Source organism: Alteromonas sp. HB246098 (assembly GCF_054890645.1).
The window spans coordinates 416,484-433,955 of sequence record NZ_JBTZUG010000002.1 but is presented as its reverse complement, the minus strand read 5'-3'; the positions used below and the strand labels follow the sequence as shown (position 1 = coordinate 433,955).

Below are 17,472 nucleotides of genomic sequence, written 5' to 3'. Positions count from 1 at the left end.
ATGTCTTTCGGTGAATCTGTACTACTGACCACCTCAGAGGTCTCTTTTGTAGATAAAACTTGTAGAACACTATTTTTGAAGTGTTTAAATCAGCTTCCATTTGGACGCTTAACTATCCAAGAAAACGGCGATGTTGTTGCGCGTTTCGGCACAGACGAAAGCGACCTGCGCGCTACGGTAAATATCAAAGATGTGCAAGCCTATCGACAGTTGTTACTTGGCGGCAGTGTGGGGGCTGGCGAGGCGTACATGGAAGGGTTATGGGACAGTGACGATGTAACAGCCGTAGTAAGGATTTTCGCACGGAACTTACCCACCCTAGATGAGTGGGAAAATAAGTTCAAGTGGCTGACCATGCCTATCAATAAAATTCAACATTTTGCGCGTCGAAACACAAAAGACCAAGCTAAAAAGAACATTGAAGCGCATTATGACTTGGGCAATAAGCTTTACACCCGCTTTCTTGATCCAACAATGATGTATTCTTCAGCAATATACCCAGATGCAAATGCAACGTTAAACGACGCGCAGAATTACAAATTAAAAGCCATTTGTGACAAATTACAACTTTCTGAAGCAGACCACCTTTTAGAAATAGGCACTGGCTGGGGCGGCCTAGCTGTTTTTGCGGCAAAACATTACGGCTGCAACGTAACAACAACCACCATTTCAGAAGAACAGCACGCTTGGGCAAAGGACTGGATTGCACGAGAAGGTCTAGAAAGTAAAATTACGTTACTTAAAAAAGATTATCGTCTACTTGACGGTAAATACGACAAGCTGGTTTCCATTGAAATGATTGAAGCGGTTGGCAAACAGTATTTAGGTAACTTTTTCGAAAAATGTGCTTCTCTTTTAAAAGACGACGGCCTTATGTTGCTTCAGTCGATAACCATTGACGATAGACGTTATGATAGCTACTCAAACAGCGTAGACTTCATACAGAAATACATTTTCCCGGGTGGCTTTTTACCATCGCAATACCAGCTAAATGCCCATCTTAAAAAATACACGAACATGATGATCCGTGATTTACACGATATTGGTGTGGACTATGCAAAAACCCTTAACCACTGGTATGAAGCATTTATCGCGGCGAAAGATGAATTATTAAATGATGGTTACGACGAACGCTTTATGCGTATGTGGACCTACTACCTGAAATACTGCGAAGGTGGCTTTCTAGAAAGAACTATAAGTACTGTACAACTTGTTATATCTAAACCTCAATACAGAGAGGAATTGGCTAGAGTTTGATTCTCGTTGTTGTGTGAATATCCAGTAAGCAATTTGAAACCAAAAAAGCGGTGCCATATGGCACCGTTTTTTTGTGGATATTGCATTTCAAAGGAGTAACGCTTAATCGTCTACCACTGATATAGGTTTGGATATCATTGGTTTACCTTGGTTAATATTAATCTCCACTCGGCGATTCTTAGCTCTATCACTTGCAGTCGTGGCATTTTCGACAATAGGATTAGTATCTGCTTTGCCTACAACAGACATACGGCTTTCATCAAACCCAGGTGCTGTACGCATGGCTTCGGCCACCGCGACGGCGCGTTGTGACGACAAATCCCAGTTCGAGCGATAAAGCTCATTGGCAATATGCTGTCCGTCACTATGGCCAGAAATCTCAATTTCACCAGGCACATCCGCTAACAATGAACCAATTTTTCTTAATACGGGCTGAAATTGTGGCTGCAAGAAAGCAGACCCTGCTGAGAAGGAGCCATTCTCGCGAATACGAATGGTAAGCTGTTGCCCCAGCGACTCCATCTCAACCGAGCCATCTAAAATTTGCTTTTCCAATTGTTGGGCCACCTTTTTCATCAACTCAGCCATTTGAGATTGATCAGTGCTTTGCTCAGCAGATGAAGATGACTCAGTAGCCGTTTGTTGAGACTGACCGCCGCGTTGTTCGCCACGCTGCTTTTGCCTTCCGCCGGCCGAGTCCTCGTTTCCTGCCTGAAACTCTAGCATCTGCTGTGTCATTTCGTTGGTTTGCTGTTGTATAGATTCAATTGGCGTAGGATCAGGCTTACCAGGTCGAAACTCCATAGCTATTACACTGGTACCCTTTGGAATATCTTTTACTTCGATTTTGTTTTGTACACCGAAAGCGAACTTCATCGAACCCGCAATCTGCTTAAATTTAAGTACATCCATCTCTGAAAATGAAAGCAGAAGTACAAAGAAGCACATTAGCAGTGACATCAAGTCTGCGAAGGTTCCCATCCAAGCTGGAAGCCCCTCGGGGGGGCATTTTGGGCATTCTTCTTCTGCCATTACTCTTCCTCTGCGCTTCCGCGTTTACTCGCCGCCAGGTAGTTTTTCAATACGCCTTCAATAACTCGCGGGTTTTGACCGTCAGCTATACCGACAATACCATCTAGAACAAGGCTCTGATTTAGCTTTTCTTCCCCCGCTCGCACAGACAGCTTGAATGCTATTGGCAAACAGATAACGTTGGCGAAAAAGGCACCATAAAGCGTTGTGAGTAGTGCTACCGCCATCGCGGGGCCGATAGCTTTCGGGTCATCCATGTTCGATAGCATGGCAACCAAACCAATCAAGGTGCCGATCATACCCATGGCGGGTGCAATATCGCCCATACCTTTAAAAAACGAGGCGCCGAAATCATGTCGCTCTGACGTCATAGAAATATCTTTAGCAAGCGTCTCTCTAACCACCTCAATATCGTGGCCATCAACCAGCATATCTACGCCTTTTTGCATGAACTCATTTGAGATTTCCGCTTCCTCTAAAGCCAAAAAGCCACCTTTTCGCGCCGCATCCGCCATCTCTACGATTTTCTCAATAAGCTCTTCTGGCGATTCAATCTTAAACATGAATGCTTTACCAGCAATCTTACCCGCACCGAAGAATTGACCTAAAGTAAATTGTGACAAGACAACAAACAAAGTCCCACCAAACACGATCAATATCGATTGGACGTCGATGAACATGCCTAAGCTGCCGCCTAGAATCATAGCCATAACTATGAAACCAATGGCGCCCAACATACCTATGACGGTTGCTAAATCCACTCACTCTTCCCCATTTATGCGCAGTCAGTGCTGTTAATGTACAAATATTCTATCGGCAACAGATAAAAATACTAAAACGACATTATTGAAAAATATCATATTTATTTGTTTTTTATTAAGTGTGACTTTAAAAAACCTTGTTTAAAGGTTTTCTATCTATCTACCATGCTTATAGGGTTCGCTTATCTATCAGAACACGCATACACTTGTTTATTTAAAGTAATGTAGTCACTTATTTCGAATATAGCACAATATCTTCATATTCAACGTGGTCAACTGCATGAAAAAAAAGCTATATTACTGTGATATAGGCGATATACGGACAAACCATTTGACCCTTGTGCGGCCCTCGGTTAATGTGCGCGGTACACGTATTTTGGCCAATGTATTGAGTGTTTTTATGACGACAGAAAAAGCATCAGCGTCTTTTGAAGAAACTTTATTAGAACTAGAAGCTATCGTTAACGAAATGGAAAACGGTGATCTGCCGCTTGATAAAGCACTGGAAAAATTTGAACGAGGTATAGCATTATCTCGTCAAGGCCAGCAATCACTTGAAAACGCCGAGCAAAAAGTAAAAATACTGCTTAGTGAACAAGGCGAAGAAACGCTTCAAACTCTTCCTGAAAGTGAACAGCCGTAAAACGTTCATTTTTAACTTACAGGCGACCTATGAATTTTTCTGCTTTGCATCAGCAAGTAAAACAGCAAACTGATGCATCCCTTCTTACCTTAATTGATGATTTACCCGATTACGCACCGCGCCTTAAAGATGCGATGCGTCACGCATTGCTTGCGGGTGGTAAGCGTATGCGTCCTCTACTAGTACAGGTTGTAGGAAACACGCTAGACGTGCCTAAAAAAGATCAGATGGCTATAAGCATGGCTATTGAGTGCGTGCACGCCTACTCGTTAGTTCATGACGATTTACCAGCCATGGACGATGATGATTTACGTCGTGGAATGCCAACTTGTCATATCGCCTTCGATGAAGCTACGGCTATTTTAGCGGGGGATGCTCTGCAATCTCTTGCATTTACTGTACTAGCTGATGCTCCTTTAAGCGTATTTGCCGAAACCAAGCGCGGACAACTGTTGTCTGTACTTGCTAAAAGTGCAGGATATGTAGGAATGTGTGGTGGCCAGGCAATTGATTTGGCCAGTACAGGTGAGGCCATCTCGTTAGAAGAACTAAAACAGCTCCATAGATTAAAAACCGGAGCATTGCTAAAAGCCTGTGTTGAAATGGTTGCTATTGTCAGTGAAGGCTTATTGCCACAAACTAAAACTGACTTAATGGCTTATGCCGCCAATATCGGGCTAGCTTTTCAAGTTCAAGACGACATTTTAGACGTTGAAGGCAGCAGCGAGAAGTTAGGTAAACCGGCAGGGTCGGATGAAGCATTGGGTAAAAACACGTTTCCCGCCAAGCTTGGAATGGCTGGCGCTAAACAAGAATTAGAAATGCTTCACAATAATGCACTTCAAGCATTGACGCGTTTACCCTACAATACTGACAGTTTAATTGCGTTTAGCGAGCTTTTGGTAAAACGCGACCATTAGCCACGCGCCATGTTGAAAAAGATAATAAGTACATGAGTTTAGATCTCCAACATTACCCAACGCTTGCGCTTGCGCAAACACCTGAAAAATTGAGGCAACTGCCCCAGGATAAATTACGCGAGCTCGCCGATGAATTACGTGAGTATTTACTCAATAGTGTAAGCCAAACAAGTGGTCACTTCGCTTCGGGCTTAGGCACAGTAGAGCTGACCGTCGCGTTACATTATGTGTACAACACACCTTTTGACCGTTTATTGTGGGACGTAGGGCATCAAGCCTATCCTCATAAGATTCTTACTGGCCGTGCAGAGCGCATGAGTACCATCCGTCAAAAGAATGGTCTGCACCCTTTCCCGTGGCCGCCTGAGAGCGACTATGACACCTTTGCTGTGGGTCATTCTTCTACATCGATTAGCGCGGCGCTGGGCATGGCCGTAGCGGCAGAAAAAGAAAGTGAAGATCGCAAAGTGGTTGCCGTTATCGGCGATGGCGCAATGACCGCAGGTATGGCGTTTGAAGCCCTTAACCACGCAGGTGACATCAAAAAAGATATGGTGGTTGTACTTAACGACAACGAAATGTCCATATCTGAAAACGTAGGGGCGTTAAACAGCCACCTAGCCCGCTTGCTAACGGGTAATTTTTTCAATTCAATTCGGGATGGCGGCAAAAAGCTGTTAAGCAATGTACCACCTATTAAGGAGTTCGCTAGCCGTGCAGAAGAGCACCTAAAAGGCATGGTCGTTCCAGGGACCATATTTGAAGAACTAGGCTTTAATTATATTGGTCCTATCGATGGTCACGATGTGAACGCTGTAGTCGATACCCTTCGCAATATGCGTAACTTTGAAGGTCCTCAGCTTTTACATGTTGTGACAAAGAAAGGTAAGGGCTATGCCGTTGCTGAAGAAGACCCAATTAAGTTTCACGCGGTGCCAAAATTTAACCCAGCAGATAACGCTCTGCCAAAGTCGAAGCCCTCTGCCCCAACCTACTCTGCTATTTTTGGAAAATGGCTATGTGATATGGCCGCGCAAGACCCAAAATTAATGGCTGTGACACCTGCTATGCGTGAAGGTTCTGGTATGGTTGAGTTTTCTCAGCGTTTTCCCGAACAGTACTTCGATGTTGCCATTGCCGAACAGCATGCTGTGACCTTTGGTGCCGGTCTTGCCAAAGATGGTATGAACGCGGTTGTTGCGATTTATTCATCGTTCCTTCAGCGCGCATACGATCAGCTTATCCACGATGTGGCAATACAAGATTTGCCGGTATTATTTGCTATAGACAGAGCGGGTATTGTGGGCGCCGATGGCCCTACTCACCAAGGCGCGTTTGATATTGCTTTCCTTCGCTGCATTCCAAATATGGTCGTTATGGCACCGTCAGACGAAAATGAATGTCGTCAAATGCTCTTTACAGGCCATAAGCTACAAAAGCCAGCTGCAGTGCGCTACCCTCGTGGTGCAGGCATGGGGGTTACACCAGATGAGGCGATGACGGCACTTGAAATAGGTAAATCACGTACCTGTCGAGAAACCTCTAAAGATAAATCTGAAAGCGTTGCTATTTTGAACTTCGGCTGTTTATTGCCCTATGCACTAGAAGCAGCAGAAGCTATTGATGCAACGGTTATCGACATGCGCTTTATAAAACCACTAGATGGCGATGCCGTTTTAAAAGCAGCCAGTGAACACAGCGCCCTTATAACGTTAGAAGACGGCTGTATTATGGGTGGAGCTGGTAGTGCCGTACTAGAACACTTGCAGCAAAACGGCGTACTAAAGGCAGTCAAAATGTTAGGTCTGCCTGATAGCTTTATTCTGCAAGGTACGCAACAGGAAATGTACAAAGAGCACGGCTTAGATGCTGAAGGTATTATTGCTGCTGCAAATAGGTTTACAGCTAGCTAATCAGTTATCTAATTCGTTATAAAACTAGCTTAGTAAAAGCGACTACTATGCTTTTCGTTTAAGCCTGAGATCAAAAAGCCCGCAAACTGCGGGCTTTTTCGTTATGTATTTTCGCTATTGCCTGACTCTTTATTACCTGAGTTTTCATTGCCTGATTTCTCACTGCCTAACTTTTCATTGCCTAATCGTTCTCTGTCGCCTATCTATGAGAGCGGCCCTGAATCTTTACTTTTAGCTAGAACAACGCCAGCGCTGCAGGCCAGAACACCATTAATAAATGTAAACAGCCACACGCCATGGCTCCAGCAAGAATATCATCCAGCATAATGCCTGTACCGCCGTGTAAGCGCTTGTCGATAATACCTATTGGCCAAGGCTTTAAGATGTCGAAAAGTCTGAACAGAACAAAGCCCACGAGTAAAGATGACGCTGAGATAGGTACAAATAGAAAGGTGATAAACATGCCCGCTATTTCATCCCACACTATAGAGCCGTGGTCGTGTACCTGCATATCGTCTGCAGTCTTGCCACACAGATAGATACCTACCACTGAAAATATCAGCGTAAGCGCGATGAAGGAAACCACCGAGATCTTGCTGCACGCTACAAGTAGCGGTAGTGCAGCAAGCGAGCCAAATGTACCTGGCATAAAAGGAACAAGCCCGCTACCAAAACCGAGTGCGAGAAAATGAACAGGGTTTTTCATACTCACTCTAGCGCGATATTCCGCCTGCATGCTTCTTCCTTTATTTACTATTGTAAAATGTGATTTGCCTAAAAGGCGTGCTCGTAGCCAGATGCATTAGCTGGCGTATACTTTTCGTTATCTTTTAGCAACGAAAGTGTACCGCTATGCCCGGTCAATTGGCCAATACACGTGGCTTTCACATTCGTACTTGCCAACGAAGTTTCAAGGCTACCGCGCTGCTCTTCACTTACAGTGAAAATAAGTTCGTAGTCATCGCCAGCGGATAGTGCATATTCAATAGCTTGTTCAGGTGTGACTGCACTTGTTAGTGCTCGTGATAGCGGTAAACGCTCTACATGAACATTCGCACCGCAATTAGACGCTTTTAAAATGTGCCCTAAATCTGAAATCAAGCCATCAGAGATATCAATGCAAGACGTTGCAATACGACGAATCGCCGTACCCACAGCAACACGAGGGGTTGGGAAGTAATGGCGATTCACCAAAACGTCTTTCGCTTCACCACTTACGCTGAGATTTTTTTGCAGAATATCTAAGCCCGCTCCTGCATCACCTAGTGTTCCGGTGACATAAAGCCAGTCACCTGGCTTAGCGCCGCTGCGCGTTAGTTCGGAGCCAGGCGGTATAAAGCCTTGAGCCGTAATGGTAAACGCCATTGGGCCTTTAACCGTATCGCCACCGATAAGCTGTACAGAATAGTACTGAGTTAGCTCGTAAAGGCCCGAAACAAAGTCATCTAGCCAAGCTTCGTCTACTTCTGGCAGCGATAGAGATAAGCTAATCCACGCGGGTTCTGCGCCCATTGCAGCAAGGTCGCTTAAGTTTACAGCCACTGTCTTGTAAGCAACAGACTTAGCTGGTGCGTCTTTTAAGAAATGTACACCTGCAACCAGGGTATCTGTGGTAACGGCAAGTTGTTGGTTTTCAGGAACCGTTGTTACAGCACAGTCATCACCAATACCAATAACAACGTCTTTGCGTTTGTGGCCACTATTTGAAAAGTAGCGGCCGATAAGATCAAATTCTTTCACGGTAATTTTTTAAACCCTTTTAGCGGCAATCCATGCCGCCACGGTAAGGTTAGTCGCGCTCGTCTTTGCGCAATGTGCGCACTGCTTTATCCAGTGCGCCATTAATGAACTTGTGGCTCTCTTCAGCACCAAATGCTTTAGCAAGCTCAATCGCTTCATTAATGATTACGCGGTACGGTACGTCAATGCGCTCAGTCAGTTCCAGCGTCGCAATGCGCAAGATCGCTTTTTCAATAGCGTCTAACTCTTCAGGCAAACGGCCAAGGTAAGGTTTAATGGTTGCATCAAGGTTGCTTGCATTGTGTGCAACACCGCGAAGCAAGGCTTGAAAATAGGCCATATCTACCTTTTGCATGTCGTTACTGGTGGCTAGCGCCAGTTCAACCTGCTGAATATCGTTGTGACTCATTTGCCATGAATACACACCTTGCAGGGCGAGTTCACGGGCTTTACGACGAGCTGAAACTTTCACTTAATGTTTACCTTAAAGCTTTTCAACAGCATCGATAACGTTAACCATTTCTAGCGCGCCAAGTGCAGCTTCTGCACCCTTATTGCCCGCTTTGGTTCCCGAACGCTCGATAGCTTGTTCAATTGAATCTGTTGTGATTACGCCAAATGATACAGGTACGCCGTATTCAAGTGATACTTGCGCAAGACCTTTATTGCTCTCGCCTGCTACAAAATCAAAGTGTGGCGTGCCGCCACGAATAACTGCACCAAGAGCGATGATGGCGTCAAATGACTTCTTCTCAGCTAATTTCTTAGCAATTACAGGTAACTCGTAAGCTCCAGGTACACGTACTACCGTGATATCGTCATCGCTTACTTCACCGTGACGCTCTAGTGTGTCTAATGCGCCTTCCAGTAAGCTTTCAACAACAAAGCTATTAAAGCGTGATACAACGATAGCAAACTTCTTACCGGTTGCTCTGATATTACCTTCAATTACCTGCATGGATTCATTCCTCGAGAAAAAACGGCGCGAAGTATACCATAACTGCGCCCAAACTAAATCGATTGTTTCTTTAACTTCAACTATTCGTAAACGGCCACTTTATGCTTAACAAAATGTGGTGAGGGAATGCGCGTCGCAAACCCTCCACCGCATGGATGCGGTGGCGGAGCGTACAGGGATGTATTCACCGCGTGTTTGCGACGAGCATTCCCTCTCCACTTTCACTGTGGCCAATACCCCAGAGCTAGTCGTGCACGTACTCTACAACTTCAAGGCCGTAGCCTGAAAGTGCATGATATTTAATTGGCTTACTAAGAAGACGCATTTTGTGAACGCCCATAGAGGCAAGAATTTGGCTACCCACACCAATAGTGCGTGACGACCCCTGCCAGTCAGCGCCAGCTGGGCGTTCGCCTCTATCTTCTGCTGCAAAGCGGCGTACTTGGCTCTCAATATGCTCTTCTTTGCCTAATAGCACTAGCACACCACCTTCTTGTGAAATTTTGCGCATGCCATCTGCCAACGTCATTGAGCGTTGAATACCGCGGGTAGACCCAAGAAGATCACTAAACGTATTGTGAAGGTGTACACGTACAAGTGTCGGCTCATCTTCTTTAATTTCGCCTTTTTTAAGTGCGAAATGAAGTTGGTTGTCGATGCTGTCTTTAAACGTGTGAAGCTCGAAATCACCATACTCGGTTGGCATATTGCATTGAGCGACCTTTTGAATGGTGGTTTCGTTGAGATTGCGATATTCAATTAAATCAGCAATGGTGCCGATTTTAAGATTATGTTTTTCAGCAAACTTTTCTAGTTCTGGACGACGGGCCATCGTGCCGTCTTCATTGAGGATTTCTACAATAACCCCAGCAGGCTCTAACCCTGCCAAACGCGGTAAATCTACACCGGCTTCAGTGTGACCTGCGCGGTTTAACACGCCACCGTCTTTAGCAATTAGCGGAAAAATATGACCCGGCTGCACAATGTCTGTCGCTTTCGCGTCTTTCGCTACAGCAGCTTTAATGGTCGTTGCGCGATCTGCCGCCGAAATGCCTGTGGTCACGCCGGTTGCCGCTTCAATAGACACAGTGAAGTTGGTAGAAAACTGTGCCTCGTTTTTATCCACCATAAGCGGAAGATTCAGGGTGCGACAGCGCTCTTGCGTCATGGGTAAACACACTAAACCGCGAGCGTGGGTTACCATAAAGTTAATGGCTTCAGGCGTCACATGCTCTGCCGCCATTATCAGATCGCCTTCATTTTCCCTGTCTTCGTCATCCATCAAGATAACCATTTTACCTTGGCGAATGTCTTCAATAATTTCTTGTGTAGTGTTAAATGCCATGTTGTGTGCTTCTTGTAGGGTTATTTTCTTAAAAATCCGTTCTCGGCAAGAAATGCCATGTCAATGCCTTTGCTTTTTGGCTCGGCGGCTTTGTCGCCCAGCATCAATCGCTCTAAATAGCGCGCAATAACATCAACCTCTAAGTTCACCGCTGTGCCCACCTTATAGCTCCCCATAATGGTTTCTTGCAATGTATGAGGAATGATCCAAAGCATAAATTCTGCGCCATTAACTTCGTTAACAGTTAAGCTGATACCATCAACGGTGATACTACCTTTATGCGCAATATATTTAGCCAAGGCTTCTGGCGCTTTTACCCAGAACTCTACGTAGTCTGAGTGCTTAATGATTTGTGTAACCTCGCCTACACCATCAACGTGACCGGAAACGATATGACCACCTAAACGGTCGCTTGGACGCATCGCTTTCTCAAGATTCACCGTAGAGCCTGCGCTGTAATGTGCAAAGCCTGTTAATTTGATGGTCTCTGCCGACACATCTGCACAATAATAATCGGGGCCCATATCAGTAACTGTTAAGCAAACACCATTGGTCGCAATACTGTCGCCGAGTGCGACATCAGACATATCAAGCGTAGGCGATGAAACGGTAAGTCGAATATCGTTGCCACGGTTATCAAGCTTCTTGATTGTACCTAGCGCTTGAATAATTCCTGTAAACATAAAGTTCCTCTTTAATCGCGTTAACCACGGGTGTTGCTAACATCAGGACGGAAGATAAGCTTAATATCGTTACCCACTTGACGATTTTCAATAAGCGAAAGCGAAATACATTCATTTAGCGACGTGAACGCGGGTAAATTAACCATACTGACTCCCTTATCACCTAAAAGCTTAGGCGCTTGGTAGCAAATAAGTTCATCCACCAGCCCTTCTTGCAATAATGCACCGGCAAGGCCTGGGCCTGCTTCCACCCACACTTCATTATATTGCTTATCGCCTAGTGCTGACATAAGTGAATGTAAATTGAGTTTACCGTCTTTTTCGTCCAGTTGGAGATAGTGCTGAGTAGCGGTGTCTGGGTGAGCCTGTGACGTCGCCGTGAACGTAATATTGCCGTCGTTAAAAAGTGTGTAGTCTCTACTAAGCTTACTTTTGCCATCGATAACAACACGGGCAGGTTGACGAATGTGTTCCAGAGGATAATTAGTGAACTGTGCTTCTTGTTCTCTAACCAACAAACTAGGGTTATCGGCTTTCACCGTACCTGAGCCTGTGAGCACCACGCAACTTTGTGCACGATACTGTTGCACATCCCGCCTTGCTTCTGCACCAGTAATCCACTGACTCACCCCATTTTGAAGGGCTATTTTTCCATCTAGGCTAATGCCTAATTTCACGCGAACAAAGGGCTTACCAGTAAGCATGCGTTTAATAAACCCGGGGTTTAGCGCTGCGGCCTCAGCAGCCATCACTTCGCTTACCACTTCGATGCCTGCTTCCTGCAGAATGCTAATACCGTTACCGCATACGTTTGGATTCGGGTCGGTCATAGCAATAACAACACGCGCTACCTTTGCTTCTACCAAGGCAACAGCGCAAGGCGGTGTGCGACCAAAATGACTACAAGGTTCAAGTGTAACGTATGCAGTCGCGCCCTTTGCGCCTTGCGGACGTGCGTTAGATGCATGTCTTAATGCATGCACTTCGGCATGGGGTGTACCAGCTTGAATGTGATATCCCTGACCGAGCAATTGATTGTTTTCGTCAACAATTACACAGCCTACGCGAGGGTTAGGAGAAGTGGTAAAACGCCCTTGTTGGGCAAGCTGAATGGCTTTTGCCATCCAAAAATAATCGTTTTTAACCGTATCGTGGTTCACTTGGATTCCTGTTGTAGCCCTAAGTGCCTGATGTTTGAGAGGTCGCCGACTTAATCTCCTAATCGTGCAATCTCTTCTCCGAATTCACGAATATCTTCGAAAGAGCGATAAACGGAGGCGAACCGGACATAAGCAACTTTATCGAGTTCTTTGAGGGCTTTCATAATTAGGTTGCCGAGCAGTTCACTGCTCACTTCGCGTTCACCGGTTGCGCGCAACTGTGACTTAAGTGAGAGGATACATTGTTCAACTTTTTCTGTGCTCACAGGGCGCTTTTCGAGTGCGCGTTGCAAGCCTGCACGAAGTTTATCTTCGTTAAACGGTTCACGAGAACCATCGCGTTTAATAACGCGAGGCATCACGAGTTCGGCACTTTCAAAGGTCGTGAAGCGCTCGTGACACACCATACATTCACGGCGTCTACGCACCTGTTGCCCTTCTGCAACCAAACGAGAATCAATGACTTTTGTTTCTTGTTCTGAACAAAACGGGCAAAACATGAATAATCCTTAAATATTGCGTACTTAGGTATCTAAATTGAATCTAGACTAGTTAGTCCAGCATTAGTACCAAAGTACGCAATAAAACACAAACCTATTTATTTATAAACAGGGAATTGTGCGCAAAGTGCAACCACTTCGTCTTGAACACGTTTGATAACAGACTCATCGCCCATGTTATCTAGAATGTCGCAAATCCATGTTGCAACTTGCTTAGCTTGTTCTTCTTTGAAACCACGGCGAGTAATCGCTGGGCTACCAATACGAAGACCGCTGGTTACAAATGGTGAACGCGGGTCATTTGGCACTGAGTTTTTGTTTACCGTAATATTTGCGGCACCAAGTGCTGCGTCAGCATCTTTACCGGTAATGTCCTTGTCGATAAGGTCAAGAAGGAACAAGTGGTTGTCAGTACCGCCAGAAACGATGTTATAACCGCGCTCTTGCATTACAGAAACCATAGCTTTCGCATTTGCAACAACCTGCTGCTGATACACTTTAAATTCTGGCTGTAGTGCTTCTTTGAATGCAACCGCTTTAGCTGCGATCACGTGGCAAAGAGGGCCACCTTGGTTGCCTGGGAATACCGAGCTGTTTAGCTTTTTGTAAATCGCTTCATCGCCACATGAAGATAGGATAAGACCACTACGTGGACCCGCTAGCGTTTTATGAGTAGTCGTTGTTACCACGTGAGCATGAGGAAGCGGGTTTGGATAAACGCCTGCTGCTACAAGACCTGCTACGTGCGCCATATCTACGAGCAAGTAAGCGCCAACGCTATCAGCGATTTCACGGAATTTTGCCCAATCAACAATGCCAGAATACGCAGAGAAACCACCGATAATCATTTTCGGCTTGTGCTCTTTAGCAAGTGCCTCAACCTGAGCGTAATCGATTTCACCCGTTTCTTTGTTCAGACCATACTGAACAGCATTGTAGGTTTTACCAGAGAAGTTTACGTGTGAACCGTGAGTAAGGTGACCACCTTCAGAAAGGCTCATTCCCAATACCGTATCGCCTGCGTCAAGTAGTGCCATGAATACGGCAGAGTTAGCTTGTGAACCAGCGTGCGGTTGAACGTTCGCGTAGTCTGCACCGAATAGTGCTTTTGCACGATCGATAGCAAGTTGTTCAACAACGTCTACGTGCTCACAACCACCGTAGTAACGCTTGCCTGGGTAGCCTTCCGCGTACTTGTTAGTAAGCTGCGAACCCTGTGCTTCCATTACACGTGGGCTACAGTAGTTCTCAGAGGCAATTAGCTCTATGTGATGTTCTTGACGCTCAACCTCTTTAGACATTGCATCGGCTAATTCAGGATCGAAGTCGGCTATATTCATTTCGCGAGAAAACATGGGGGCTCCTTAACTGCGGTTTTTATATGGCGTTACGCACTGATTGCTCAAATTCGAGCCATATTCTAGTCATTTTCGGGGGCTTGTATACCGCTTTGTGACCAAATTAATATAAATGGCGCAGGTTTAACGAAATACCTGCGCCAGCGCGAGATCAGACCTGTTTTTCTAGGGCTTTAACACGGTCAAATAAACTACCAATTTTGGCAAGGCGAACCGTATTCTTGCGCCAGTCACGGTTGGTTTGTGCTGGCTGGCCAGAAGAATAAACACCCGGTTCAATGATATCTTGTACAATCATGGTATAGCCAGTCACCTGAACATTATCGCAAATGCTAATGTGGCCATTAATGCCCACTCCACCACCGATAATAACGTGCTTGCCGATATGACAGCTACCAGCAATTCCTGTAGCGCCGCAAATACAAGAGTGATCACCAATAATACAGTTGTGGCCAATTTGTACCTGGTTATCGATAATAACGTTAGTGCCCAAAATCGTATCTTCCATGGCTCCGCGGTCAATGCTGCTGCTTGCGCCAATCTGACTGTCGTCACCAATGCGAACCGACCCTGTTTGTGGAATAGGGATCCAAACGCCTTTATCGTTTGCGTAACCAAAGCCTGCCGCACCAATAACTGTTTGGCTATGAATTGTCACGCGCTTACCAATCACAACGTCATGATAGATAGTTACGTTCGGGTGAATGGTGCAGCCTTCACCAATATGGGTACCTCTACGAATAACCGTATTCGCGCCTACAGTAACTCTATCGCCCAACACCACATTATCTTCAATGATTACATTGTGGCCTAGCGATACATCACTGCCGATGCGGGCAGATGGCGCAATAACCGCTGTCTCAGCAATACCTGTCGCTACCGCTGGAGTAGTATCAAACAACTGAGCGATAAGGGCGAACGCTGCATGAGGGTTTGCCACAACCAACGCTGGAACTGGGCTATCATCTTTTAAGTTTTTGTGCAGAATTACCGCACCAGCCTGAGTATCTTTTAACTGCGGCTTGTATTTAGGATTTGTTAGAAACGAAATTTGGTGCGATGCTGCACCGGATAACGTACCTACTGCAGAAATAGTAATGTTTCCATCGCCCTGCACTTCCCCACTTACATGTTTGGCGAGCTCATCCAGACTATATATGCGTTTATTCATAGCGGTCATCTTAATTGCCTGTTCAGAAATATGAATAGTATTGAGTCTATCGCTTTGGGTTCTTTATTGCTTTTTACTAGATCAGTAGCTCACCCTAAAGCCCATGTTTACTCATGCTTATAAAAACAAGTTTACCTTAAATCAACTCGCCAACCGATGCATAAATCGATCTTTTTGGCATGAGTGATTAAAATATCGCCAAGCACAAATACACTAAGCGTAAGTAACTGGCACAAACTACCCTGTTACGAGTAGAATAGACCACAATCACTTTTTTATTTTTCACCGCTTATTCAGCGAGGATAGAGCATGGCGCAATACGTTTACAGTATGCATCGCGTGGGCAAAATCGTCCCACCTAATAGACACATTCTAAAAAATATCTCACTTAGCTTTTTCCCAGGCGCCAAAATTGGTGTGCTAGGTCTAAACGGTGCAGGTAAATCTACCTTACTTCGCATTATGGCCGGCGTAGATACCGACATCGAAGGTGAAGCGCGTCCTCAACCGGGCTTAAAAGTGGGCTACCTTCCACAAGAGCCTCAGCTTGATGAAACAAAAGATGTTCGCGGCAATATAGAAGAAGCCGTCGCCGACGTTAAACACGCATTAACTCGCCTAGATGAAGTATATGCAGCTTATGCAGAAGCAGACGCTGATTTTGACGCCCTTGCTAAAGAGCAGGGCGAGTTAGAAGCTATTATTCAAGCCAAAGATGGCCACAACTTAGAAAATGCATTAGAGCGTGCTGCTGATGCCCTTCGCCTTCCAGCGTGGGATGCGGACGTTAGCAAACTATCTGGTGGTGAACGCCGCCGTGTAGCGCTGTGCCGCCTACTTCTAGAAAAGCCTGAAATGTTGCTTCTAGACGAACCCACTAACCACTTAGACGCAGAATCAGTCGCATGGCTAGAGCGTTTCCTTCACGATTATGAAGGTACGGTAGTCGCTATTACCCACGATAGATACTTCCTTGATAACGTTGCAGGTTGGATTTTAGAACTTGACCGTGGTGAAGGTATTCCGTGGGAAGGTAACTACTCTTCTTGGTTGGAGCAAAAAGAAAACCGACTTGAGCAAGAAGAGCGTACCGAAACGGCACGTATGAAGAGCATGAAACAGGAACTTGAGTGGGTACGCTCAAACCCGAAAGGTCGTCATGCTAAAAGTAAAGCTCGTATGGCCCGCTTTGAAGAACTATCTACCAGCGATTACCAAAAGCGTAATGAAACCAATGAGCTTTTCATTCCACCAGGTGAACGCTTAGGTGACAAGGTTATTGAAGTAAGCAACCTTAAAAAGTCGTATGGCGATCGCGTGCTTATCGACGACTTAACGTTTAAAGTACCAAAGGGTGCCATTGTAGGTATCGTTGGCCCTAACGGCGCGGGTAAATCAACCTTGTTCAGAATGCTTACTGGTGCTGAGAAACCTGATTCAGGCACCATCGATTTAGGTGAAACCGTTCAAATTGCTGCGGTAGAACAGTTCCGCGACCACATGAACGAAAACAACACCGTGTGGAAAGAAATTTCTGACGAGCAAGATATCATTCGCATTGGTAACTTTGAAATTAACAGCCGCGCCTACTGCAGCCGCTTTAACTTCAAAGGCACCGATCAGCAGAAGTTCATCAAAGACCTGTCAGGTGGTGAGCGCAACCGTGTTCACCTTGCAAAACTGCTTAAAGCGGGCGGCAACGTGTTGCTGCTGGATGAGCCAACCAACGACCTAGACGTTGAAACCCTTCGCGCACTAGAGAATGCGTTGCTCGAATTCCCTGGCTGCGCCATGGTTATCTCGCACGACCGTTGGTTCCTAGACCGCGTGGCAACGCACATCATGGATTACCGCGATGAAGGTAACATTAACTTCTTCGAAGGTAACTACTCTGACTACGAAAGCTGGTTGAAGCAGGAGTTTGGGCAAGATGTGGTTGAACCCCATCGCCTCAAATACAAGCGCATGTCTAAATAAAGGGAATTGGGGATAAAGATTTCCTTACCTTAAAAGGCCGAAAGCCGCTGTCAT

At 45.6% G+C, this 17,472-nt stretch carries 17 protein-coding genes; 5 read left to right on the top strand and 12 right to left on the bottom strand.

Annotated elements, in window-relative coordinates; genetic code table 11:
- Complete coding sequence (locus ACYTPF_RS07815) at nucleotides 1-1,257, top strand: class I SAM-dependent methyltransferase (RefSeq protein WP_461851795.1); 1,257 nt, start codon at nucleotides 1-3, stop codon at nucleotides 1,255-1,257.
- A 102-nt stretch (nucleotides 1,258-1,359) separates the two neighbouring features.
- Here ACYTPF_RS07815 and ACYTPF_RS07810 read toward each other — a convergent pair whose 3' ends face one another.
- Nucleotides 1,360-2,289, bottom strand: a complete 930-nt coding sequence (locus ACYTPF_RS07810) for a flagellar motor protein MotB (protein WP_179983981.1) — start codon at nucleotides 2,287-2,289, stop codon at nucleotides 1,360-1,362.
- The gene (pomA, locus tag ACYTPF_RS07805; RefSeq protein ID WP_012518934.1) at nucleotides 2,289-3,050 is read right to left on the bottom strand and encodes a flagellar motor protein PomA; all 762 of its coding nucleotides are present in this window, start codon (nucleotides 3,048-3,050) and stop codon (nucleotides 2,289-2,291) included. Before pomA ends, ACYTPF_RS07810 begins: the two co-directional genes overlap by 1 nt.
- A gap of 400 nt (nucleotides 3,051-3,450) precedes the next feature.
- Here pomA and ACYTPF_RS07800 point away from each other — a divergent pair, with 400 nt between their 5' ends.
- The 3 genes from ACYTPF_RS07800 to dxs are packed head-to-tail and all read left to right on the top strand — an operon-like array spanning nucleotide 3,451 to nucleotide 6,526.
- Nucleotides 3,451-3,693, top strand: a complete 243-nt coding sequence (locus tag ACYTPF_RS07800; protein ID WP_461851813.1) for an exodeoxyribonuclease VII small subunit — start codon at nucleotides 3,451-3,453, stop codon at nucleotides 3,691-3,693.
- 29 nt (nucleotides 3,694-3,722) lie between these two features.
- The gene (locus ACYTPF_RS07795; protein WP_461851794.1) at nucleotides 3,723-4,613 is read left to right on the top strand and encodes a farnesyl diphosphate synthase; all 891 of its coding nucleotides are present in this window, start codon (nucleotides 3,723-3,725) and stop codon (nucleotides 4,611-4,613) included.
- 32 nt (nucleotides 4,614-4,645) lie between these two features.
- A complete protein-coding gene (gene dxs / locus ACYTPF_RS07790; RefSeq protein WP_461851793.1) occupies nucleotides 4,646-6,526 on the top strand; it encodes a 1-deoxy-D-xylulose-5-phosphate synthase in 1,881 nt (626 codons plus the stop codon).
- A 235-nt stretch (nucleotides 6,527-6,761) separates the two neighbouring features.
- On the opposite strand, the gene ACYTPF_RS07785 is transcribed toward dxs, so the two are convergent.
- The 10 genes from ACYTPF_RS07785 to lpxD form a co-directional block, all read right to left on the bottom strand.
- Complete coding sequence (locus ACYTPF_RS07785) at nucleotides 6,762-7,262, bottom strand: phosphatidylglycerophosphatase A family protein (protein WP_179983984.1); 501 nt, start codon at nucleotides 7,260-7,262, stop codon at nucleotides 6,762-6,764.
- 38 nt (nucleotides 7,263-7,300) lie between these two features.
- The gene (gene thiL, locus ACYTPF_RS07780; RefSeq protein ID WP_461851792.1) at nucleotides 7,301-8,266 is read right to left on the bottom strand and encodes a thiamine-phosphate kinase; all 966 of its coding nucleotides are present in this window, start codon (nucleotides 8,264-8,266) and stop codon (nucleotides 7,301-7,303) included.
- Nucleotides 8,267-8,315: 49 nt separating this feature from the next.
- A complete protein-coding gene (gene nusB, locus ACYTPF_RS07775) occupies nucleotides 8,316-8,738 on the bottom strand; it encodes a transcription antitermination factor NusB (RefSeq protein ID WP_014979773.1) in 423 nt (140 codons plus the stop codon).
- 12 nt (nucleotides 8,739-8,750) lie between these two features.
- Entirely contained in the window at nucleotides 8,751-9,224 is a 474-nt protein-coding gene (gene ribH / locus ACYTPF_RS07770) for a 6,7-dimethyl-8-ribityllumazine synthase (RefSeq protein WP_025255832.1), read from the bottom strand.
- A gap of 244 nt (nucleotides 9,225-9,468) precedes the next feature.
- Nucleotides 9,469-10,569: a bifunctional 3,4-dihydroxy-2-butanone-4-phosphate synthase/GTP cyclohydrolase II gene (gene ribBA, locus ACYTPF_RS07765; RefSeq protein ID WP_461851791.1), complete on the bottom strand. Its 1,101-nt coding sequence runs from the start codon at nucleotides 10,567-10,569 to the stop codon at nucleotides 9,469-9,471.
- Between the two features lie 20 nt (nucleotides 10,570-10,589).
- Nucleotides 10,590-11,252: a riboflavin synthase gene (locus ACYTPF_RS07760; RefSeq protein WP_014950090.1), complete on the bottom strand. Its 663-nt coding sequence runs from the start codon at nucleotides 11,250-11,252 to the stop codon at nucleotides 10,590-10,592.
- A gap of 20 nt (nucleotides 11,253-11,272) precedes the next feature.
- Entirely contained in the window at nucleotides 11,273-12,412 is a 1,140-nt protein-coding gene (gene ribD / locus ACYTPF_RS07755; protein WP_461851790.1) for a bifunctional diaminohydroxyphosphoribosylaminopyrimidine deaminase/5-amino-6-(5-phosphoribosylamino)uracil reductase RibD, read from the bottom strand.
- Nucleotides 12,413-12,462: 50 nt separating this feature from the next.
- On the bottom strand, nucleotides 12,463-12,912 hold the full coding sequence (gene nrdR, locus ACYTPF_RS07750; protein ID WP_012517538.1) for a transcriptional regulator NrdR: 450 nt from the start codon (nucleotides 12,910-12,912) through the stop codon (nucleotides 12,463-12,465).
- Nucleotides 12,913-13,010: 98 nt separating this feature from the next.
- Complete coding sequence (glyA, locus tag ACYTPF_RS07745) at nucleotides 13,011-14,267, bottom strand: serine hydroxymethyltransferase (RefSeq protein WP_014950092.1); 1,257 nt, start codon at nucleotides 14,265-14,267, stop codon at nucleotides 13,011-13,013.
- Nucleotides 14,268-14,421: 154 nt separating this feature from the next.
- Nucleotides 14,422-15,450 (bottom strand): UDP-3-O-(3-hydroxymyristoyl)glucosamine N-acyltransferase, encoded by a 1,029-nt coding sequence (lpxD, locus tag ACYTPF_RS07740; RefSeq protein ID WP_461851789.1) that lies wholly within the window; start codon nucleotides 15,448-15,450, stop codon nucleotides 14,422-14,424.
- Between the two features lie 300 nt (nucleotides 15,451-15,750).
- On the opposite strand from lpxD, the gene ettA reads away from it, so the two are divergent.
- Nucleotides 15,751-17,418: an energy-dependent translational throttle protein EttA gene (ettA, locus tag ACYTPF_RS07735; RefSeq protein WP_075177085.1), complete on the top strand. Its 1,668-nt coding sequence runs from the start codon at nucleotides 15,751-15,753 to the stop codon at nucleotides 17,416-17,418.
- The last annotated feature ends 54 nt before the right edge of the window (nucleotides 17,419-17,472 follow it).

What these genes read in the sequence shown, in the direction of transcription:
- ACYTPF_RS07815 (WP_461851795.1), top strand. Translation starts at nt 1, where the DNA reads ATGTCTTTCGGTGAATCTGTACTACTGACCACCTCAGAGGTCTCTTTT.
- ACYTPF_RS07810 (WP_179983981.1), bottom strand. Translation starts at nt 2,289, where the DNA reads ATGGCAGAAGAAGAATGCCCAAAATGCCCCCCCGAGGGGCTTCCAGCT.
- ACYTPF_RS07800 (WP_461851813.1), top strand. Translation starts at nt 3,451, where the DNA reads ATGACGACAGAAAAAGCATCAGCGTCTTTTGAAGAAACTTTATTAGAA.
- ACYTPF_RS07795 (WP_461851794.1), top strand. Translation starts at nt 3,723, where the DNA reads ATGAATTTTTCTGCTTTGCATCAGCAAGTAAAACAGCAAACTGATGCA.
- dxs (WP_461851793.1), top strand. Translation starts at nt 4,646, where the DNA reads ATGAGTTTAGATCTCCAACATTACCCAACGCTTGCGCTTGCGCAAACA.
- ACYTPF_RS07785 (WP_179983984.1), bottom strand. Translation starts at nt 7,262, where the DNA reads ATGCAGGCGGAATATCGCGCTAGAGTGAGTATGAAAAACCCTGTTCAT.
- ribH (WP_025255832.1), bottom strand. Translation starts at nt 9,224, where the DNA reads ATGCAGGTAATTGAAGGTAATATCAGAGCAACCGGTAAGAAGTTTGCT.
- ribBA (WP_461851791.1), bottom strand. Translation starts at nt 10,569, where the DNA reads ATGGCATTTAACACTACACAAGAAATTATTGAAGACATTCGCCAAGGT.
- ACYTPF_RS07760 (WP_014950090.1), bottom strand. Translation starts at nt 11,252, where the DNA reads ATGTTTACAGGAATTATTCAAGCGCTAGGTACAATCAAGAAGCTTGAT.
- nrdR (WP_012517538.1), bottom strand. Translation starts at nt 12,912, where the DNA reads ATGTTTTGCCCGTTTTGTTCAGAACAAGAAACAAAAGTCATTGATTCT.
- glyA (WP_014950092.1), bottom strand. Translation starts at nt 14,267, where the DNA reads ATGTTTTCTCGCGAAATGAATATAGCCGACTTCGATCCTGAATTAGCC.
- lpxD (WP_461851789.1), bottom strand. Translation starts at nt 15,450, where the DNA reads ATGACCGCTATGAATAAACGCATATATAGTCTGGATGAGCTCGCCAAA.
- ettA (WP_075177085.1), top strand. Translation starts at nt 15,751, where the DNA reads ATGGCGCAATACGTTTACAGTATGCATCGCGTGGGCAAAATCGTCCCA.